Raw genomic sequence first — 20263 nt, 5'->3', positions numbered from 1 at the left:
AACTCATATTAACCTTAGGACTTGTTCCTAAGGTTTAGTTTGTTCTTCGACACATATCCTTTCAACATCTGTTTAATTGCCATTTGGTTGGTTTCTGGTGTCTCTGGCGCTTTAGTCAATAAAGACTCATAGTCTTCAGCATCCAATGAAATTTCTTCTGCATGCGCCATCAAAACCGAATTAGGCTGCATTCTTTCAAGTTTTTGCAATGATGCTTTGTAAAGGTGAGGAATGTGGACCGGAAAGGGAGGCGACAACTCTTTTTTTACTCTAACGATTAAATCGGCTACATAAATTCGCTTACTTGGCATGTGCATTACGGACAAATCTCTGTCGGTATGACCCGGCGTCTCAAAAACGCTCCACTCGTCGAACTCTGGAATCTTATCTCCGTCGTTCAGGTGATAATCTGGCTGTAAATAGGGAGAATACCAAATGTTTCGCTTAGGTCGCTTCATTTTGTTTGCCACCCAGTAAGCTAAACCGATATCCATCAGGTGAGAGAGTCGACCTTGTAAACCACGATACCATTGCGTAGTTTTGTTCGCGCTAACGATCTTACAACCTGTTGCAGTTCTGAAGTGGTGTGCACAACCAGCATGATCGGGATGCATGTGAGTCACTACTACAATGCGGAGATCACTTAGCGGTCGTTTTAGGGTGTTGGCAAAAAACGCTTTCACCGTGGTAAAATCTGCTCGAGAACAGCCGTCGAGAAGCATGCACTTATCGGGATATTCGACCAAATAGATATTTTGGATAAAGCCTTTAATGCGGTGAATTTTCACTGACGCAAGATACCTCTAATGGTGTCAGTAATCGCTTACTATTTCTTGGCGGCGCTTAATTCAACTACATCAGCTGACTCTACTTCTAATATACTATCCGCTTCAGCACCTTTCATGATCTTCATCACTGAGTCTTTGTTCTTAGATAATAAAATACCAAGCTCTTCAGAAACGCTTTCCGTTAGCTCAACACCTTTAGCTGCTAAGTAAGCGCTAAGGTTGTCGGCAACCTCTAACATTTTGTCATACTTGTCGGCTTCTTTTTTGTCCGTTGTCACCAATTTCTCAACTCCTTTATGCTGAACTACATACTGAGTGATAACTGCCATATTGGCCTCCATTATTTATTTAATATTTTAGTGACCATGAGAGTTACTACAAACACAATCTTCTAAAAATCGACACTGCTTTTAATACAGAATACATTAATGCACTGTATAAATAAACAGTTTGTTAATAACTTTGGTATGCTCTACAAAACTGTGTATAAAACATTGCAATACGAAACAACATTTTTCAACTAAGCGCACACCCAACTTAGTTCCATTGTTAGAAAATTGAACCAAAATAAGACTACTCACGTTATCTTGGTTGATACACTTATTGCAAAAACTCAAGGACATCTTATTTTTTCTTTCGATAACGTCAGCGGGATCATATTCGACCTAGATGACACTTTAGTACAAACCCAGTTGAATTTTGCTGCAATAAAGAAGGACATTGCCTGCCCACATGATGCAGATATTTTAACATTTGTTGAGACTATCGGGTGTATGGAAACAAAAGCAAAAGCGCATCAAATTATTTTGGAACACGAATTGGATGACGCGCTCAGTTCCACATGGATGCCTGGCGCTGAGAATTTCGTTCAACAGGCGCGAGCAAAGCAACTTCCACTTGCGATTGTAACGCGCAATTGCAAAGCCGCAACGAACACCAAAATAGATAAAAATAAGATAGACATCGAACTCGTCGTTACTAGAGAAGATGCCCCTCCTAAACCAGATCCTAGCGCATTACTCCAGATTGCTGAGCAATGGCAGTTGCCATGTGAAGAGTTGGCGTATATTGGTGACTATAAATATGACATCTTTGCAGCACATAATGCGAACATGCAGGCTTGGCTGTATACAAATTGTGCAGAATCAAATAAGTTTGAAGATTGCTTGCGTTTTATATCTAAGAATAACTTATTGTTTCAACAAGCATAACTATCACTTGCCTGGTATCAAGCAAAATTCATACTTTCGTTTAATGTCAAAACTGTTTACTCTTTGCGCTCTCGCTGTATATATACACGCCTTAAGGCCAGTTGTTTATGTAAGGAAAAGTGAGCACCATAGCCTAAAGGATTAAGTTACACACACAGGAAGTACCGTGTTTTTGCAGTTTATAGATATTTTTCAACACCCATTGAGCAGTGTTTTATTCGACACTTTTCTCCTTGTATTGCTTGTCATCACCTTGTTTCGTGCCCAGCGCTATCGGCTTGCTTTGTATAGGGCCAAGAATCAATATACAAATGTTATCGAGCAGAAGAAATCTGCATTGGAATTAGTCACGCAGCAACAATTAAGCATTAACGCTATTGGCAAGCAAATGAGGGTAAGCTTGTCGCAAGAATTAGGTAAGCAAAGTGCATACCTTACGCAGCCTTTTGTTGACCAAGATCGTAGGCAGAGTAGTCGCAAAAACTGGAACAATATTGTACAACTTTCAGAACGTCTGCAGCACTTTTCACTCCGCGAACTTAGCCGTCCCATTAATCGAACTACAGTAAGCACCTCATCTGTGTTGCAGGCGAACACAGATTTTTTAAAATCAATTTGTTGGTCTTACAATCAAACTTTATTGTTGAACAATGGTAAGCAAGCGTACTTGGATCTTTCGGTTGGCGTGCTAGATAAAGTGCTTCGGGGTTTACTTCATGCAGTTGCAAAAACCTCTGATGCCAATACGGAACTGACTCTTACTACTCAGTGTGACGGCACTCACTATCATATCCGATTGACCGGTTTTGGTGCTGGTTTAACTGACCTTGAGGTCAAAAAGATTGGTTTTTCAGCGAAGGCGAGTCCAAATCTGCACTACAGTAAAAGAGCTTACGATGCAGAGAATGATGTGAACTTAGCCAGTGCACAGCGAATGATAGAATCTAATAATGGCAGTATTAAACTCGTCAGTGCAATTAACTACATGACCACGGTTTTCATTACCCTGCCAATCAACGCGTGTGACGTAGTTTCCTTTAAAGATGCCATAACAGCGAGAACGGAAGGTCTTAATAACGATGCATCTCAGCTCTCTATTACGAGTGCCGCGGTGGCAAAGCCGACTATATTGATAGTAGATGAAGACCAACAATCCCAGCGCTTACTACATCAAAGTCTTCAAGAGCATTTCATTTGCTTGGCGTGTACGCGTGCCTTGGACAGTTTACAGATGATTCATAATACCAAGCCGGATGTGATTTACATTGAGCAATCAACGCCCACCCTCGGTGCTATTGAACTGATTCGTTTGATTCGCAATAACCCGCAAACCCACGATTTGCCAATACTGGTGGCTTGTAGCCTTTCTTCTCAAAGCTTCAAGTTATCAGCCTTAGAGGTGGGTGCTTCTCAGGTCATCAGCAAGCCAATTGTGCAGCAAGAATTGCAACTCATCTTGGCTAGCTTGGTGCAGCAGAAACAAATGTTAGAAGATCGGGTTGGCGAAAAGCTCACTGAGTATCACCGCCAGCAATTATCTACACCGGCGCCATATGACGCCAGTGATGAAAAGGAGCAAAGCTTTATTGAACGCTTTAATGCCATGATCAGTGAAAATTATTCAAATGAATGTTTTACTCGAGAGATAGCCGCAACCCATATGAGTGTCACGGAGCGCACCTTGAACCGCCGATTAAAAGACGTCTATTCTCATAACTTCAATGAATATTTAAAAAAGTATCGACTAGAAACGGCCAAAGTCTTGCTAAATAAAGGTTATCAAATTAACGAAGTGGCTTTTGATGTTGGCTTTAATTCACCCTCATACTTTAGCACTTGTTTTAAGGCTGAATATAGCATTTCACCTTCTCAACTAGTGAGCAATTGCGCTTAACAATTTACAGCCGGTGGACTAGTGCCCACCGCCACTGAGGATTTGTACTTGAGCAATATCGGTATCGCCTTTGATGACTTTCAAGATAGCATCTTGGGTCAAGGTTCTCATACCGTCTTTGTCAGCTTGCTCCTTCATTTCTGGAACCGACGCCTCTTTATAAACCAGTGAGCGTAACTCTGACGACATGCCCAGTAACTCATGTACACCGGTTCTTCCTTTATAGCCAGTGCCACCGCAGTTCTCACAGCCTTCACCTTTGTGTAACTCTAGGTCTTTATCAAAGTCAATTCCAAGCTCTTCGATTCGCGCTTCACCATACTGACGGCGAATAAACGCCTTGTCGTCATCACTTGCCATATAAGGCTTTTTACATTCTTTGCAGATTGTTCTGATCAAACGCTGAGCTAGGATACCCACACAGGCGTCTGCGAAGTTGACTGGGTCAAGGCCTAAGTCTAGCAAACGAGTAATGGTCTCAGGCGCTGAGTTAGTATGCAGTGTTGACAATACTAAGTGACCCGTCAGTGACGCTTCGATACCAGCGTGTGCTGTTTCTTTATCACGCATCTCACCAATCAGTATAATGTCAGGGTCAGCACGCAAGAAGGCACGAAGTGCATTCGCGAACGTAAAACCGATCTTAGGTACTACCTGCACTTGTTGTAATCCAGGTTGCGTAATCTCCACCGGATCCTCGGCGGTCCAAATTTTCTTGTCAGGCGTGTTTAGGTAACCTAACACGGCGTGCAGTGTGGTTGTTTTACCCGAACCTGTTGGTCCAACAACCAGCAAGATACCATGCGGTCGTTTTATCATTTCCTCTATCATGCCCATATTGCGCGGCGATAGATTCATTTTTTCTATTGGCATCGCGCCACCGGTGGCAAGAATACGCATTACCACGCCTTCACCTGCTACAGTCGGGATAGTCGCTACCCGCACTTCAACAGGCTGTCCGGACATTCTAAACGTTAACTTACCATCCTGTGGTACGCGCTTTTCTGCGATGTTCAAACTTGCCATAATTTTGATACGTGCGATCACCGCATTGTGATGGGACGCTGGCACTTGATTAATATCTCTTACAACACCATCAACCCGCATCCGCACTCGAGTCGGCGCGCCTTTCTCTGGGTCAATGTGTATATCGGAAGCGTTTAGCCGTTTTGCGTCATGAAGTACTCGGCTAACCAGCCTAACAACCGCTGGTGCGTCATCTGATAACTCGTCACCGAGTTCATCGTCTTCTTCACCTGATGTGCCGATTTCGTCAAGAATCTCATCGAGTTCACCAGGGCCCGAGCCCCCCACGTTCTCACCGAGATATTGTAGGATATGATTTGGCAGACCGACGGCTATTTCATAACTATCGATACCTAATGCACTCTCTATTTCCATTAATAGCGTTGCATTGTTTGGTTCTGCCATTAAAACAATTGGACTATCGTTAGCGTCAGAAACAACCGCGACATGATTACGTTTTAAATATGAGAGGTTTAAGCGACTGTCACTTTGGTATAAATGATATTTGTCTGGCAAATAGTTAATAAACGGGACTTGATAATGCACAGAGATCGCGTTGCCAATTTCATCTTCCGCAATACGGTGTTCAGAAACAAGTCGTTGAATAATTTGTTTAGTGGTTGCTTCATTTTCTGATAGCTCATCAATGGTCTTCTGAGATGTTAAGCCGCGATGAATGAGATATTCGAACTGATGCTTTGTACCACCTAACTCGTATCTGAATTTGTCGCCTAATATTTCGGCAACCTGCACAGCCACTTGCACATCTTTATCTGAGAAAGGTTCATCGATTTTATTGATGATTTGCATGACACCCATTAATACATCTGCATTAATAACTGGCACACAAAGTATATTTTGTGTCGTGAATGTCCCTGATTTATCAAACTGACCTGCAAAACGTAGTCTAGGATGCACAGCAGCAAGCGCTTCTGCATTGTATGGGTCATCGATGACAAGAGGCCGTTGAGCTAGCGCAACGTAGCCAGCGATTGATAGTGGGCTGATCGGTACCTTTATAGAACGCGTTTCTTTACCCGTCTTAAACCGGGCGACAAGATCTTGATGTTGACGGCGGCGTTGAAATAAACTCATACGCTGAGCGCCGAAAATTTGTAGAATAATCGGCTCGACTTGGCCATAGGCATCCATTAGCGTGGGATGCGCGGCTAGCTGCGTTCTTAAATTTTCAATCGCTGGTTGATGCGCCGTACTTTCTATCATAGTTAAATCTTTAATCCTGATTGAGCTGCTATCATAGAATGATACAGCGTATTGACACAGACTAATTTTGAATACATAGGTATACCAAAGGTATCGGCAAGAATATCAAAAAACCTGATGTTTTCGTAATTCAAGCTGTTTTATGGCGAGTTTTTGCACTCAAGCTTCATATTTTAATGCTTTTTACCGTCGAATTTAATGCGACTATCAGGACAGAATAGTTCAGAAATAAGGCTATATGCAAAGAAAGCTATTTAGCGCTTGCCTTTTCCTCTCTCCTCTGTATAATTCGCGCCCACTGTCTTACAGATACTTTGAAAAAGACACTCGTTAGTTGTTCGAGTAACTAGGTCAATAAGCATTAGCTTCTTTAGTTACACGGCGCGCTCAATAGCTACTTCGGTAACTCCTGAGCAAACTGACATATGAACAGGACCTCAATTGGAGGTCAATGGTTTACGCACATCTTTTCATCCACGCTTTTTAAGAAAGCAATAGGAGTGAAAAGGTGAATTTTTTTGTTCTTTCGATTGGAGCTTAATCGATGCCAAATCAAAGAATTCGTATTCGTTTAAAAGCGTTTGATCACAAGTTGATCGATCAGTCTACTGCTGAAATCGTTGAAACTGCGAAACGTACTGGCGCACAAGTATCGGGTCCTATCCCTTTACCTACACGCAAAGAGCGTTACACAGTTCTAACATCTCCGCACGTTAATAAAGACGCACGAGATCAATACGAAATCCGCACACACAAACGTTTAGTAGATATCATTGAGCCAACTGACAAAACAGTTGATGCTTTGATGAGATTGGACTTGGCTGCCGGCGTTGATGTTCAAATCAGCCTGGGCTAACAAGAGAGGGTAATAACAATGTCGATTGGTCTTATCGGTCGTAAAGTGGGTATGACTCGCATCTTCACAGAAGATGGTGTTTCAATCCCTGTGACTGTTATTGAAGCGACCCCAAACCGTGTTACTCAGTTACGTACTGAGGAAACTGACGGTTATCGTGCACTACAAGTTACCGCTGGCACTAAGAAAGCTAACCGCGTTAATAAGGCTTCAGCAGGTCATTTTGCTAAAGCTGGCGTGGAAGCAGGTCGCGGCTTGTGGGAATTCCGTCTTAATGAAAATGAAGGCGGTGAAATTGAAGTGGGCAGTGAAATCACTGTTGAAATCTTCAATGACACGAAGAAAGTCGATGTAGCAGGTACATCAAAAGGTAAAGGTTTCCAAGGTGCAATCAAACGTTGGAACTTTAGTTCACAGCGTATGACTCACGGTAACTCACTATCTCACCGTGCTCCAGGTTCAATTGGTCAAAACCAATCACCTGGTAAAGTATTTAAAGGTAAGAAAATGGCTGGTCAGCTTGGTAACAAGCGAATCACCACTCAATCTTTAGAGCTTGTACGTGTTGATGCTGAAAACAACCTTTTATTAATTAAAGGTGCCGTACCTGGCGCAACTGGCAGTGACGTTATCGTCAAGCCGGCTGTTAAAGCGTAACGTCTGGGAGTAATCTGATGGAATTATCATTGAAAGACGCGAAAGGCGCTCTTGAAGTATCCGACACTACCTTTGGACGTGAATTCAACGAAGCACTTGTACATCAAGTGGTTGTTGCATTCGGTGCAGGTGCTCGTCAGGGTACTAAAGCGCAGAAAACGCGCTCTGAAGTACGTGGTGGCGGTAAGAAGCCATGGCGTCAAAAAGGCACAGGTCGTGCTCGTGCTGGTACTATCCGAAGCCCAATTTGGGTTGGTGGTGGTCGTGCATTTGCTGCGAAACCTCGTGACTTTGACCAAAAAGTTAACAAAAAGATGTACCGTGGAGCGATCAAAAGCATCCTATCTGAATTGGTACGTCAAGAACGCTTAATCGTTGTTGAAAAATTTGGTGTTGAAGCACCAAAGACTAAAGAACTTTTAGCGAAATTGAATGAATACGAATTAAACGACGTGTTAATTGTTACACCAGATGTTGATGAGAACTTGTTCTTAGCCTCACGTAACCTTTATAAAGTTGACGTTGTTGACGTTCAAGGAATCGACCCAGTAAGCCTAATCGCATTTGATAAAGTGTTGATTACTGCTGAAGCGGTTAAACAACTTGAGGAGGCACTAGCATGAACGAAGAACGTTTATTAAAAGTCATTTTAGCACCTCATGTTTCAGAAAAGTCTACAATGGCTGCTGAACTAAACAATACAGTTGTTTTTAAGGTTCTAAAAGACGCGAACAAAGCAGAAATCAAAGCTGCAGTTGAAAAATTGTTTGAAGTTGAAGTGAATTCTGTTCGTACCGTAGTATGCAAAGGTAAAACTAAGCGTCACGGTCAGTTTTTCGGCAAACGCAGTGACTGGAAAAAAGCATATGTTGTGCTTAAAGAAGGTCAAGACATCGACTTCGTCGGTGCGGCTGAGTAAGGGGATTAGAAATGCCATTATTGAAAGCTAAGCCAACTTCTGCCGGTCGTCGTCACGTCGTTCAGGTTGTTAACCCAGATCTTCATAAAGGTGCACCACATGCTCCTTTGCTTGATAAATTAAGCAAGTCTGGCGGTCGCAACAACAACGGTCGTATTACAGTTCGTCATATTGGTGGTGGTCATAAGCAACACTACCGTATTATTGACTTCAAACGTAATAAAGACGGCATCCCTGCGAAGATTGAGCGTTTAGAATATGATCCAAACCGTTCGTCTAATATCGCTTTGGTATTATACGCAGACGGTGAGCGTCGTTACATTTTAGCACCTAAAGGCGCTAAAGCTGGCGATGCAATCCAATCTGGGTCTGATGCACCTATTAAACCAGGAAATGCAATGCCAATGCGCAACATTCCTGTAGGTTCAACAGTACACGCGATCGAAATGAAGCCTGGCAAAGGTGCACAAATTGCACGTTCTGCTGGTGCATACGCACAAATGCTTGCTAAAGATGGAGCGTATGTAACATTACGTCTTCGTTCTGGTGAAGTGCGTAAAGTATTAGCTGACTGCCGTGCAACAATCGGTGAAGTGGGTAATGCTGAGCATATGCTTCGTTCACTAGGTAAAGCCGGTGCTACACGCTGGCGTGGTGTTAGACCAACAGTTCGTGGTGTTGCCATGAACCCGGTTGATCACCCGCACGGTGGTGGTGAAGGTCGTACTTCTGGTGGTCGTCATCCAGTATCACCTTGGGGTGTTCCTACGAAAGGTAAGAAAACCCGAAGTAATAAGCGTACCGATAGACTTATCGTACGTCGTCGAAATAAATAACAGCGAGGATTCACCATGCCACGTTCTCTCAAGAAAGGTCCTTTTATTGACCTGCACTTGCTGAAGAAGGTAGAAGCTGCAGTGGAAAAGAGCGACAAGAAACCAATTAAAACTTGGTCTCGTCGCTCCATGATCATCCCAGATATGATTGGGTTGACCATTGCGGTCCATAACGGTCGCCAGCACGTTCCTGTATTCGTCAGTGACGAAATGGTCGGCCATAAGTTGGGCGAATTTGCTCCAACGCGTACTTATCGCGGCCATGTCGCAGATAAGAAAGCCAAGAGATAAGGGGAATAAAATGGAAGCATTAGCTAAACACCGTTTTGCTCGTACGTCACCTCAGAAGGCACGCTTGGTAGCAGATCAAATCCGCGGATTGCACGTTGAAAAAGCTTTAGAAGTTTTAGCGTACAGCCCAAAGAAAAGCGCTGCGTTGGTCAAGAAAGTTCTTGAATCAGCCATTGCTAACGCTGAAAACAACGAAGGTGCAGATATCGACGAATTGTCGGTAACTAAAATCTTTGTTGACGAAGGCCCGACTATGAAGCGAATCAAAACACGTGCCAAAGGCCGTGCTGATCGTATCTTTAAGCGTAGCAGTCACATCACTGTGGTTGTGGCGGATAACTAGGAGTAGATTATGGGACAGAAGGTTCATCCTACCGGTATACGCCTGGGTATCAGCAAACCATGGACATCTACTTGGTACGCTAATACAGCAGAGTATGCAGATAACTTGTTTAATGACCACCAGGTCCGTCAATATTTGACGAAACAGTTAAAGAGCGCGTCACTTTCGAAAATCGTTATCGAACGTCCAGCTAAGAGTATCCGTGTGACTATTCACACTGCTCGCCCTGGTGTTGTTATCGGTAAGAAAGGTGAAGACGTAGAGAAGCTTCGCAATCATGTTTCTAAGCTAGCCGGTGTGCCAGCTCAGATCAATATTGCTGAAGTACGTAAACCTGAACTTGATGCACAGCTTGTAGCTGACAGCATTTCAAGCCAGCTTGAACGCCGTGTTATGTTCCGTCGCGCTATGAAGCGTGCTGTTCAAAACGCAATGCGTTTAGGTGCACTTGGTATCAAAGTTGAAGTTAGTGGCCGTTTGGGCGGAGCAGAGATTGCACGTGGCGAATGGTATCGTGAAGGTCGTGTACCACTACACACTTTCCGTGCAGACATCGATTATGCGACGTCTGAAGCACTCACTCAATACGGTATCATTGGCGTTAAAGTGTGGATCTTCAAAGGTGAAGTATTGGGCGGTTTGCCTCTTACTCAAGAGCAACCAGCTCCAGCACCTAAGAAGAAAGGCCGCAACGCTAAACGAGAGGGCTAATCATGTTACAACCAAAGCGTACGAAATTTCGTAAAATGCATAAAGGTCGTAACCGTGGTCTTGCTATTGCTGGTAGCAAAGTAAGCTTCGGGACATATGGTCTTAAATCGGTAGGCCGTGGTCGTATGACTGCTCGCCAAATCGAAGCAGCTCGTCGTGCCATGACTCGTCACGTTAAACGTCAAGGTAAAATTTGGATTCGAGTTTTCCCTGACAAACCAATTACTGAAAAACCTTTAGAAGTTCGTCAAGGTAAAGGTAAAGGTAACGTTGAGTACTGGGTATGCCAAATTCAACCAGGACGCGTGTTATATGAAATGGAAGGTGTTCCAGAATCATTAGCTCGTGAAGCGTTTGCATTGGCTGCGGCTAAATTGCCATTTAAAACAACCTTTGTAACTCGGACGGTGATGTAATGAAAGCGACTGAACTTAAAGAAAAAAGCGTAGAAGAGTTGAACGCGGAACTAATTAACTTGCTTCGTGAGCAATTTAATCTTCGCATGCAACACTCTACAGGCCAGCTTGAAAAAACTGACCAATTGAGAACAGTACGTCGCAGCATCGCACGTGTTAAAACTATCTTAACTCAAAAGGCTGATTCGTAATGACTGAACAGAAAATTCGTACAGTACAAGGCCGTGTAACTAGTAACAAAATGGATAAAACCATTACTGTTATGGTTGAGAGAACTGTTAAGCACCCAATCTATGGGAAGTTTATCAAGCGCTCAACCAAGCTACACGCACACGACGAAGCTAACGTGTGTAATGAAGGTGACGTAGTTACAATTACTGAATGTCGCCCAATTTCAAAGTCTAAGACTTGGAAGTTAGTTGACGTTGTAGTTAAAGCTTAATTTAAGCTATTTGAAAAAGGCGCAACCCCTCGGGGTCTGCGCCTTTTTTGTTTTTAATTCCGGAAGAATTTTGCTACATTAAAAAAGATGACCATGTAAGGTCGCTTAAATTAATTCAAGGATGAATATCATGAAAAGACTCTTTTTCATTTTTGCTCTGCTGTGCACAAGCCAAGTCTTTGCAACTATTTCCGCCACAGATATCTCAAAGTACTATACCTATACTAACGCTGACCTTTCTCCCGATGGCAGTAAACTTGCTATCAATATTACTCAAGACGGTTTAGGCCGCCTTGTCATTATGGATTTGAGTACCTTCAAACCTGTTGGTACTGTTTCTTTCGATGGACGCTACGAACCGGGTAATTATTGGTGGGTAAATAATGAACGGCTGGTTATTCAAGTGCTAGAAAGAGAGATTGCCAGTGAACAGCATGTTAACTACGGCGAACTCTATTCGGTTAACTATGATGGCAGTAACGGTCTCATGATTTTTGGTTACAGAGCCGGAGGTACAAAGACCGGTAGCAGGCTCAATCGGAAACAATCAACTCGTGGTTGGGGTGAGCTCTTAGACGTTTTACCTGACGACGAAAAACACGTTCTTATCATGTCAACACCCATGTCTTCTGATGGTAGTAAGCTCCCAACAGTACACAAACTCAATGTTTATAACGGTCAGATGTCAAATACCATTGCCCAGTCTCCAGTACCGCAAGCTGAGTTTATTACTGATAGTGACGGTAAGGTAAAATTAGTCGTGGGTGCCGGTGAGAACGGTTACGCTGCTGTGTTCAAGCGCATTCAAGAAACTAACGATTGGCAACAGCTTAGCAATGAAGTATTGGGCAAGAGTTTTAATCCCATTGCTTTAGACAGCAAAAACACTAGTTTGTACGTTACAGATAGTGGTGGTAAAGATAAGACGGGTTTGTATAAATTCGACCTAGAAACCGAAGAGGTGAAGCACCTGTTTACCGATAAGGTAGTCGATATTACTAGTATTGTTTTCAGTGCTGATGGTGGCACACCCTACGCTTTGCGTCTGGATGATGGTAGGCCTGACTATGTCATGTTCGGCAAGAACACTTATGAGGTGAAGCTTTACAAGCAATTCCTACAAACATTCCCCGGTAACAAGGTTGAATTGATCAGTCGCAGCGAAAATGGCAACAAATGGATACTCTATGTTAGCAGCGATATTTCGCCTGGTACCTTCTATTTGTTCGATAAGGCGACCAATTCCCTCCAGTTTTTGTTCAGGAACTTAGATTCTATTCCCATAGAACTGATGTCTGAATCCAAACCAGTCACTTTTGCTGCAAGCGATGACGTGCTCATTCATGGCTTTTTAACGCTACCTGTGTCGGTGCCTAAAGATAAAGATGCGCCTTTAGTAGTGCTGGTGCATGGTGGTCCTCATGGTGTTAGAGATTACTGGACGTTTGATCGAGATGTTCAATATCTTGCCTCTCAAGGTTATGCCGTGTTGCGTGTCAATTATCGAGGCTCTGGTGGATATGGTTCAGACTATCGCTATTCCGGCTACCAGGAATGGGGCAACCGGATTCAATTGGATATCATTGAAGGCGCACAATGGGCAATGAATCAAGACAGGGTCAGTAACGATAGAGTGTGTATTATGGGCGCTAGCTTCGGTGGCTATTCTGCGGTTATGGCAGCGACCATGGCACCTGAATTATTCGACTGTGTCGTGGCGAATGCTGGGGTTTACGATTTAACGCTGATGTTCGAAGAGGGGGACATTCCAGACATGCTCTACGGAAAAACTCGCTTGTTGGAATACTTAGGTGATGACCCAGACATTTTGAAGACGTTTTCGCCTATTAATTACATTTCCCGAATAGCCGCACCCATACTGATCGGCCATGGTAAAAAAGACAGACGAACACCCTTTATTCATGCGGAGTTACTCAGAGATAAGCTAATTGAACAGGGAAAACCATTTGAGTGGTTTGTAAAGGGTACCGAAAGTCATGGCTTTTATGATGAAGAAAATAGAGCAGAATGGTACGAAACCGTTGCTGCGTTTCTAAAGGAAAACTTATAGTTTTAGAGCCTCATGCGGTATGTCGAGATAAAGCGTAATCAATCTACCCGCTCTGTTTACCTTAAAAGTAAGTGTTTGAGCAGAGCGTATTTCCTTTTGAAGGTCACTTAATTGTTTATCGTCATCTATTTCGAAACCATTTACCTCTAAGAGTACGTCACCCTCTTGAAAACGTACTTTAGAATAGAGGTCTGGGTTCATACCAGGAATAATGACTTTACCCCCATCATTAAACAAGTTAGGAAGTGTTTTCACGATGTGTTCTAACTGTCTTGGTCTTGAACCTATTTCTTTCGCCGTCATCTCGTTGAATCGTTGTTGAGTCTGCTCTTCAATTAAGCTGTTTGTCTCGCCCAAGAAGAGCTCATAGTCTCTCGACTCAAACTCTAAAATAATTGACGCTTTATTGATGCGTTTAACATATACATCTAAGTTGTTAATGTTTTCGTCAACAAAGTACTCACCGGCAGCTTGGTCAACTAACAGAGCAGTAAAGCTTTCAGCAACACTCTGACTATACACAATGCCACTAAGCACAAACTTGGCAGGCAGATCGGACAGATCGTCGCTCACAGAAAGCACAGTAGGCTCTTCATCAACGACATTCTCCTTCTCTTGGTTAAAGTTTTTAATTTCTTGGTCGATACTACGTTTGTTAGCTTGCTGTTTTGGTATCTCAGTAAATTCACTGCCAGTGTCAGCAAGAGGCTCTTCGTTGATACTAAATACCGCGTAAGCGGCAACAAGCGCCACAACTACAATTAATACGACAAGCAATTTGTTCATAAACACTCCTATTATTTGAGCATTGTAATCAACAACCGCATAGATAACCATCTAACTTTTTGCAAGCCTAAGCTGCGACTTAAAAAATGACTCTATAAATGACTAAACCATAATTTAGTTCATAAATTAAGTCATATTGTTATTCGAAATTAAAATTTACATACCTTCCAAATAAATAGTCCAATAAAAACAGTGGGATACGATTTTTTGAAAGTTGGCATACACTGTGCATTATCGGCGACAGAGAAAGTATATTTTTATTTGGAGTTACACATGTCTATCAGCAACACTTTAAAGACGATGATGTTCGCCTCTGTTGCAGTAGTCGGTTTCGCCGGCGCTGTCGCAACGAATGGATACGGTGATTTTTTATCGACTGACGCTGGCAACGGTGCGGTAAAGAAGGCTAAAGAACAGCCTAAATCATACATCGTCCAAGGTAAAGGTTCAGAGACATTAAAAACAGCGGTAACAAGTGTTGGTGGGAGTATTTCAAGAGAGTTTCCAATCATCAATGCAGTTAGCGCAGTGCTAACTCCGTCACAAGCAGAAGTGATTGCACAGCTCGACGATGTAAGAATTCAAGATGATCGCTCGGTAGCTACAATGAGTGCGGGTAACGGCCAGAACAAAAAGTTCATCATTGATAACTACATTTCAACACAGACTGGTGCTGACCAATTGCACGAGCTCGGTATCACAGGTTTGGGTGTAACCGTTGCTGTACTAGACAGTGGTACTATCATGGCTGGCCAACACGGTTTCAACCTATTGGTCGATTCTGAAGGTTACTGGCGTGTTCCTGCTAAATACGATGCAATTAAAAGCCGTCGTACTTGGTGGTTGAACGATGATAAAAACGGTCACGGTTCACATGTGTCTGGCATTATCGCTAGTAGCCTGAAAGCTGACAACGGTAAGTTTAACGGTATTGCACCAGACGTTTACCTTTTATCAGTGAAAGCATTCGATAAGAATGGTCAAAGTAGCTACTCAAAAGTGTTAGACGGTTTGAACTGGATTTATCACAATCGTGAAACCTATCGAATTCGCGTTTTAAATTTATCATTGGGCGCTGATGTCCAATCTAACTATTGGGACGACCCAATAAACCAAGCGATCATGAAGCTTTGGGAAGCCGGTATTGTAGTGGTTACCTCTGCTGGTAACAGTGGTCACGAAGATATGAGTATTACCGTTCCTGGTAATAACCCATACATCATTACGGTTGGCGCGATTACAGATAGCTACACACCATTTGATTATTCTGATGACCGTGTAACTACGTTCTCTTCAACAGGTCCTACCGTTGAAGGTTTTGTAAAGCCAGAGGTTGTTGCTTATGGTGGTCACATTGCCGCTAAAGTAGATAACCGATATGCCTTCGGTCAGTTCTTCGAAAGTGAGACAGGCCTGGGTTACCAAGAAGTTTCTGGAACCTCACAAGCGTCAGCAGTGGTTTCTGGTATTGCAGCATTAATGCTTCAATACAATCCCTACTTGTCACCAGATGACGTTAAGTGTCGCATCATGGCAAGCGCAAAGATGGCGCATGACGAGTCTGGTAAAATGAAGTTTTCACCGTTCGAGCAAGGCCACGGTATGGTCAATGCTTACGCCGCTGTTGCGAGTAACAAAACAGGTTGTGCAAACCGTGGTTTAGATATCCAAGCTGATTTAGCCGGTACTGCGCACTTTATGGGCCCCGTAACAAAAACCACAGGTGGTGAATTTGCTATCTTAGTCGGCGACAAATTAGTTACTGAAGGTCATCAATGGGGAGACTCTAGTATGTTGGCTGAAGGTCATCAATGGGGCGACTCTGGTATTTTTGCAGAAGGTCATCAATGGGGCGACTCAGGTATTTTCTCTGAAGGTCATCAATGGGGCGATTTAGGTATCTTAGCAGAAGGTCATCAGTGGGGCGACTCAGGTATCTTCGCTGAAGGACATCAATGGGGCGACTCAGGTATCTTTGCTGAAGGACATCAGTGGGGTGATTCAGGTATGTTTGCGGAAGCTTGGAATAACCGTGACCTATTCTCTGAAGTTGCTGATTCGGTAGTGACTCCATCAGACCTTGCGATTCAAGATGAAGATGGTGAAGAACCAGTCCAAGAGTGGGAAACCACTGAAAGGTCTGCTCCAGTCGCACCGCCACTCAACTAAAAAAGTCCAAAATGACTTTAAAATCAAAGGCCATCATCGATGGCCTTTTTTATGTCAGCATTAAAGCAACTTAGTATAGAAAATAATACCTAAGCTAACTGATTTCTATGCAGAAATGACTTATTATGGGCCAGTTACTATCAGTCCCAGTACTTGCAGCTTGGAAACGCAAGCTTCTTTCATCGACAATTGCGGCAACAGGATATTATGAAAAATCGTTTCTCCATTGGTTTTAACATCGGAATAAAAGCACTGCTGTTTAGTGTCGTCCTATTCCATGGTCTATTGCAGGCCGGCCAAGATAATATCCGTTTTGAAACTTTTGGTCTTACTGAAGGTTTATCGCAAGAGAATGTAAGAGCGATTCACCAAGATAGCGAAGGCTTTATGTGGTTTGGCACGCAAGAAGGCTTAAATCGCTTTGATGGCTATCAGTTTAAAGTGTTTTCAAGCAGCTTAACCTCGCCTAACACAATGAGCTCTTCGTATGTGTATTCCATTGCTGAAACCTCTGACGGCCTAATCTGGCTTGGTACCGATAAGGGTGTGAATGTTTTCGATAAATCCACGCAGAGTTTCAAGAGCTATCAAAGTAAAGATGGCGGTGGGGAAAACAGTTTATCAGTAATTAAAGTCGTCTATGTTGATTCCTTCGATACCGTTTGGGGGGGCACAGAAGACGGGCTTGTGCGATATAACCGTGCAAACGACCGTTTTGAAACGGTCCAATTGGATCCTGTTTTTGATAACCCTTCTTTAATGGTCGATTCAATCACTGAAGATATTAGCAACGGTTTATGGATAGCGGTAACTTATCAAGGCTTATACCGATATGATAGAAGCACAGATACTGTAGAGTTATTTACCGATCGTTTTGTTGAATCAGAGAGCGAGCTTACAGTGTCGCCTCGGGCCCACCAACTCATGATTGATCAAGAACAGCGCTTATGGATTGGCACCTTAAAGAATGGCGTTCATGTTCTTGATTTAAAACAGCCAGTAATTGACGGAAAATTACCAAATTTTGTTAGACAAGAAAGCTTTGATGATATTAACGTTAAAGCAATATACGAAGATCAGATCGGCAATGTATGGATAGGTGCTGAAACCGGTCTATTCCTTATCGACAATGCGACCAAAAAAATAGAGTTACTGCAATACAATCTAAACGATCCTACCTCAATTTCTGACAACAATATCACTAGTCTTTTCCAAGACAAAGGTGGGGTCTTTTGGGTCGGAACGTATCGAGGCCTGAGCAAGTGGAATACTGCAACCGCGAAGTTCGACTACTATCGTGTTCAAGCTGACACCAGCGTTAGTTTGAGTGACCCTAAAATAAATGCTATTCACAATGCTGGCAATGACAAAGTATGGATTGCGACTCAGGGAGGTCTCAATTTACTCGACCTTGATACTAACTTAGTCGAGCAGTCTTTTTACAATGAAGACGATAAGAATAGCTTGCGAGAAAATAACGTCACTGCCTTACTGGCAACGTCGAAGTATGAATTGTGGATCGGTTATCGTTATTCTGGTATGAGCCGCCTAGATCGAAGAACAGGCGAGTATATTCACTACAAATCATCTAATTCTGACGATAAGACGATTGGTTCAAACAGTGTGACATCTATTATCAAGTCAAAAGCGAATGATTTGTGGGTGGGGACTTTCAGCGGCGGTCTCAACTTATTCGACAAAGAGACCGAAACGGTTAGACGCTATCAGCATGACCCTAACAACGACTTCACTATCAGTAGCGATAAAGTGGTTGCCCTTTTTGAAGATAAACAAGAAATGTTATGGGTTGGCACTATTGATAAGGGCCTAAACCTATTCAATCCTGCGCTAGGTACCTCGACAAGGATTCAACAAGAAAGTAATAACCCTAAAAGTCTTGGGAGCAATACCGTATTTACTATTCATGAAGATAAAAAGGGGAATATTTGGGTAGGAACAGGAGGTGCAGGATTAAACCTCTTGTCAGCCAAAAATCGAGCAATCGGCAATTACGAATTTGAAGTCTTTAGCCGGGAACACGGACTGCCGAGTAGTTCAGTGTTTGGTATCTTGGAAGAGCATGATGGGATGCTGTGGTTAAGTACCAACCGGGGCTTAACTAAATTCGACCCTGAAACAAAGTCTATTTTGAACTACGATAGTTCGCACGGTTTGCAGGGCAATGAATTTAACTTTGGTGCCTATCATGTCATGCCGGATGGAAAATTCTTCTTTGGCGGTACAAATGGCGTTACGGCTTTCTATCCAGACGATATTGCCCCTAATAACCATGTCCCACCAGTCGTTCTTACCCGATTCCAACGCCTCAATGAAGTGTCTTCGATGAATTATGCTCGTAACACAAAGAACAAAATTGAAGTGTCTTACAAGGATTACTTGATCGCCTTTGAGTTTGCAGGATTAGACTTTGCCAGCCCCGACAATAATCGTTATGCATATAAGCTAGAAGGCTTTGATGCGGACTGGATTGAAGCCAGAGATGTGAGAAAGGCAACGTACACTAACCTTCCTGCTGGTAATTACATTTTCAAAGTGAAAGCCTCAAACAACGATGGTGTTTGGAATGAAGAGGGCGCTGATATTCCGCTGACAGTTTTGCCTGCTCCTTGGTTCTCTTGGTGGGCATACTCAATGTACACCTTCGTTTTCCTAGCTATGGCGTTTTGGTTGTATCGTTCATACCTGAATAAAGTGAAGCAAGAAGAGATTTATCGCCTGCAGTTGGAAAATGAAGTACAGAAACGCACCATGGAACTCAGTGCTGCCAACGAACAACTAATGAACGCAAGTGTGACAGATCAATTAACGGGTCTACACAACCGCCGTTATTTAGCGAACGTTATCAAAGACGAATGTAAGAACATCTCTCAGGAGTTCAATGCTTACCTGGCTGATCACGATGCTGAATCTAATGAAGGCCCTCGATTATTCTTTTTGATGTTCGACTTGGATGGTTTTAAACCTATTAATGATACCTATGGGCATGACGCTGGAGACCGCGTTATTGTTCAAGTTGGTGAGTTATTACAAAGCGTTTGCCGAGAAGATGACATTGTTATCCGTTGGGGTGGTGATGAATTTATGGTGATCGGTAAAGTACATGACCAAGGTGAAGTTTCCTTCCTAGCTGAACGTATTCGAGAAACGATAGAGAAGTACGGTTTTAATATTGGCTTGTCTCAACGGATGCACTTGTCTAGCTCAATCGGCTACGCGATGTACCCTTTTGCACACTTTAGCCCTGATTCCTTGAGTTGGGAGCAAGTGCACTTGCTAGCAGACAAAGCATTGTATAAATCAAAAGATAACGGCCGAAACACTTGGGTGGGTATGGTTCAGTGTCCTGAAATACCGCCGGTGGGTGTTATGAATACGTTGACTCATAACGTTGATAAAGCCGTTGAATTAGGCCATATCATCCTAGAAACCCCGGACACTATGCGCGCAATGCATCAAAGCCGAAACAACGTGAGCGCATTAGCAGACCGTAAGTAGTGAGATCAGCCGTTGTTTGCTAAGCATCTATTGTCATCGCCGCAACCACGTCATCCCCGCGAAGGCGGGGAACCATGTTTTATCGCCATCCCCCGAACCACGTCATC

The 20263-nt window shown here is 43.1% G+C and carries 20 protein-coding genes; 16 read left to right on the top strand and 4 right to left on the bottom strand.

Annotated features, from left to right (window positions below):
* Positions 1 to 14 precede the first annotated feature (14 nt).
* Positions 15 to 788, bottom strand: a complete 774-nt coding sequence (locus RM556_RS05460) for an MBL fold metallo-hydrolase (RefSeq protein WP_311361031.1) — start codon at positions 786 to 788, stop codon at positions 15 to 17.
* Between the two features lie 38 nt (positions 789 to 826).
* Positions 827 to 1117 (bottom strand): YebG family protein, encoded by a 291-nt coding sequence (locus RM556_RS05455; protein ID WP_311361032.1) that lies wholly within the window; start codon positions 1115 to 1117, stop codon positions 827 to 829.
* 228 nt (positions 1118 to 1345) lie between these two features.
* On the opposite strand from RM556_RS05455, the gene RM556_RS05450 reads away from it, so the two are divergent.
* A complete protein-coding gene (locus tag RM556_RS05450; protein ID WP_311361033.1) occupies positions 1346 to 1999 on the top strand; it encodes an HAD-IA family hydrolase in 654 nt (217 codons plus the stop codon).
* A 166-nt stretch (positions 2000 to 2165) separates the two neighbouring features.
* Positions 2166 to 3893 (top strand): helix-turn-helix domain-containing protein, encoded by a 1728-nt coding sequence (locus RM556_RS05445; protein ID WP_311374087.1) that lies wholly within the window; start codon positions 2166 to 2168, stop codon positions 3891 to 3893.
* Between the two features lie 18 nt (positions 3894 to 3911).
* On the opposite strand, the gene RM556_RS05440 is transcribed toward RM556_RS05445, so the two are convergent.
* Positions 3912 to 6143 carry a GspE/PulE family protein gene (locus RM556_RS05440; RefSeq protein WP_311361035.1) on the bottom strand — a complete coding sequence of 744 codons (2232 nt, stop codon included), beginning with the start codon at positions 6141 to 6143 and terminating at the stop codon, positions 3912 to 3914.
* Positions 6144 to 6687: 544 nt separating this feature from the next.
* On the opposite strand from RM556_RS05440, the gene rpsJ reads away from it, so the two are divergent.
* The 12 genes from rpsJ to RM556_RS05380 all read left to right on the top strand — a co-directional run bounded on the left by rpsJ (position 6688) and on the right by RM556_RS05380 (position 13685).
* Complete coding sequence (rpsJ, locus tag RM556_RS05435; protein ID WP_006012796.1) at positions 6688 to 6999, top strand: 30S ribosomal protein S10; 312 nt, start codon at positions 6688 to 6690, stop codon at positions 6997 to 6999.
* A gap of 18 nt (positions 7000 to 7017) precedes the next feature.
* Positions 7018 to 7656: a 50S ribosomal protein L3 gene (gene rplC, locus RM556_RS05430; RefSeq protein ID WP_311361036.1), complete on the top strand. Its 639-nt coding sequence runs from the start codon at positions 7018 to 7020 to the stop codon at positions 7654 to 7656.
* Between the two features lie 17 nt (positions 7657 to 7673).
* Positions 7674 to 8279 (top strand): 50S ribosomal protein L4, encoded by a 606-nt coding sequence (gene rplD / locus RM556_RS05425; protein ID WP_311361037.1) that lies wholly within the window; start codon positions 7674 to 7676, stop codon positions 8277 to 8279.
* Entirely contained in the window at positions 8276 to 8575 is a 300-nt protein-coding gene (gene rplW / locus RM556_RS05420) for a 50S ribosomal protein L23 (protein ID WP_195733443.1), read from the top strand. The genes rplD and rplW overlap by 4 nt, the downstream gene beginning before the upstream one ends.
* A gap of 11 nt (positions 8576 to 8586) precedes the next feature.
* Positions 8587 to 9411, top strand: coding sequence for a 50S ribosomal protein L2 (gene rplB / locus RM556_RS05415; protein WP_311361038.1), 825 nt, complete (start codon positions 8587 to 8589; stop codon positions 9409 to 9411).
* A 15-nt stretch (positions 9412 to 9426) separates the two neighbouring features.
* Positions 9427 to 9702, top strand: a complete 276-nt coding sequence (rpsS, locus tag RM556_RS05410; protein WP_010179506.1) for a 30S ribosomal protein S19 — start codon at positions 9427 to 9429, stop codon at positions 9700 to 9702.
* A gap of 10 nt (positions 9703 to 9712) precedes the next feature.
* Complete coding sequence (gene rplV, locus RM556_RS05405) at positions 9713 to 10045, top strand: 50S ribosomal protein L22 (RefSeq protein WP_311361039.1); 333 nt, start codon at positions 9713 to 9715, stop codon at positions 10043 to 10045.
* A gap of 9 nt (positions 10046 to 10054) precedes the next feature.
* A complete protein-coding gene (gene rpsC / locus RM556_RS05400; RefSeq protein WP_311361040.1) occupies positions 10055 to 10756 on the top strand; it encodes a 30S ribosomal protein S3 in 702 nt (233 codons plus the stop codon).
* Between the two features lie 2 nt (positions 10757 to 10758).
* On the top strand, positions 10759 to 11172 hold the full coding sequence (gene rplP, locus RM556_RS05395) for a 50S ribosomal protein L16 (protein ID WP_195733447.1): 414 nt from the start codon (positions 10759 to 10761) through the stop codon (positions 11170 to 11172).
* Positions 11172 to 11363 carry a 50S ribosomal protein L29 gene (gene rpmC, locus RM556_RS05390; protein ID WP_195733448.1) on the top strand — a complete coding sequence of 64 codons (192 nt, stop codon included), beginning with the start codon at positions 11172 to 11174 and terminating at the stop codon, positions 11361 to 11363. Before rplP ends, rpmC begins: the two co-directional genes overlap by 1 nt.
* Entirely contained in the window at positions 11363 to 11614 is a 252-nt protein-coding gene (rpsQ, locus tag RM556_RS05385; protein WP_195733449.1) for a 30S ribosomal protein S17, read from the top strand. The genes rpmC and rpsQ overlap by 1 nt, the downstream gene beginning before the upstream one ends.
* 130 nt (positions 11615 to 11744) lie before the next feature.
* Complete coding sequence (locus RM556_RS05380; protein WP_311361041.1) at positions 11745 to 13685, top strand: S9 family peptidase; 1941 nt, start codon at positions 11745 to 11747, stop codon at positions 13683 to 13685.
* On the opposite strand, the gene RM556_RS05375 is transcribed toward RM556_RS05380, so the two are convergent.
* Positions 13680 to 14471: a hypothetical protein gene (locus RM556_RS05375; RefSeq protein ID WP_311361042.1), complete on the bottom strand. Its 792-nt coding sequence runs from the start codon at positions 14469 to 14471 to the stop codon at positions 13680 to 13682. The two genes, RM556_RS05380 and RM556_RS05375, sit on opposite strands and share 6 nt — an antisense overlap.
* 273 nt (positions 14472 to 14744) lie before the next feature.
* Here RM556_RS05375 and RM556_RS05370 point away from each other — a divergent pair, with 273 nt between their 5' ends.
* Positions 14745 to 16640 (top strand): S8 family peptidase, encoded by a 1896-nt coding sequence (locus RM556_RS05370; RefSeq protein WP_311374086.1) that lies wholly within the window; start codon positions 14745 to 14747, stop codon positions 16638 to 16640.
* Between the two features lie 207 nt (positions 16641 to 16847).
* Positions 16848 to 20156, top strand: coding sequence for a two-component regulator propeller domain-containing protein (locus tag RM556_RS05365; protein ID WP_311361044.1), 3309 nt, complete (start codon positions 16848 to 16850; stop codon positions 20154 to 20156).
* Positions 20157 to 20263 lie beyond the last annotated feature (107 nt).

This window comes from Alteromonas sp. W364 (assembly GCF_031846205.1).
Lineage (GTDB): Bacteria > Pseudomonadota > Gammaproteobacteria > Enterobacterales > Alteromonadaceae > Glaciecola > Glaciecola blandensis.
The sequence above is the reverse complement of the archived record's forward strand: the minus strand, read 5'-3'. Positions and strand labels throughout refer to the sequence as shown.

Coding starts and splice junctions, on each gene's coding strand:
- RM556_RS05455 (WP_311361032.1), bottom strand. CDS start 1,117: ATGGCAGTTATCACTCAGTATGTAGTTCAGCATAAAGGAGTTGAGAAA.
- RM556_RS05440 (WP_311361035.1), bottom strand. CDS start 6,143: ATGATAGAAAGTACGGCGCATCAACCAGCGATTGAAAATTTAAGAACG.
- rpsJ (WP_006012796.1), top strand. CDS start 6,688: ATGCCAAATCAAAGAATTCGTATTCGTTTAAAAGCGTTTGATCACAAG.
- rplC (WP_311361036.1), top strand. CDS start 7,018: ATGTCGATTGGTCTTATCGGTCGTAAAGTGGGTATGACTCGCATCTTC.
- rplD (WP_311361037.1), top strand. CDS start 7,674: ATGGAATTATCATTGAAAGACGCGAAAGGCGCTCTTGAAGTATCCGAC.
- rplW (WP_195733443.1), top strand. CDS start 8,276: ATGAACGAAGAACGTTTATTAAAAGTCATTTTAGCACCTCATGTTTCA.
- rplB (WP_311361038.1), top strand. CDS start 8,587: ATGCCATTATTGAAAGCTAAGCCAACTTCTGCCGGTCGTCGTCACGTC.
- rpsS (WP_010179506.1), top strand. CDS start 9,427: ATGCCACGTTCTCTCAAGAAAGGTCCTTTTATTGACCTGCACTTGCTG.
- rplV (WP_311361039.1), top strand. CDS start 9,713: ATGGAAGCATTAGCTAAACACCGTTTTGCTCGTACGTCACCTCAGAAG.
- rpsC (WP_311361040.1), top strand. CDS start 10,055: ATGGGACAGAAGGTTCATCCTACCGGTATACGCCTGGGTATCAGCAAA.
- rplP (WP_195733447.1), top strand. CDS start 10,759: ATGTTACAACCAAAGCGTACGAAATTTCGTAAAATGCATAAAGGTCGT.
- rpmC (WP_195733448.1), top strand. CDS start 11,172: ATGAAAGCGACTGAACTTAAAGAAAAAAGCGTAGAAGAGTTGAACGCG.
- rpsQ (WP_195733449.1), top strand. CDS start 11,363: ATGACTGAACAGAAAATTCGTACAGTACAAGGCCGTGTAACTAGTAAC.
- RM556_RS05380 (WP_311361041.1), top strand. CDS start 11,745: ATGAAAAGACTCTTTTTCATTTTTGCTCTGCTGTGCACAAGCCAAGTC.
- RM556_RS05375 (WP_311361042.1), bottom strand. CDS start 14,471: ATGAACAAATTGCTTGTCGTATTAATTGTAGTTGTGGCGCTTGTTGCC.
- RM556_RS05370 (WP_311374086.1), top strand. CDS start 14,745: ATGTCTATCAGCAACACTTTAAAGACGATGATGTTCGCCTCTGTTGCA.
- RM556_RS05365 (WP_311361044.1), top strand. CDS start 16,848: ATGAAAAATCGTTTCTCCATTGGTTTTAACATCGGAATAAAAGCACTG.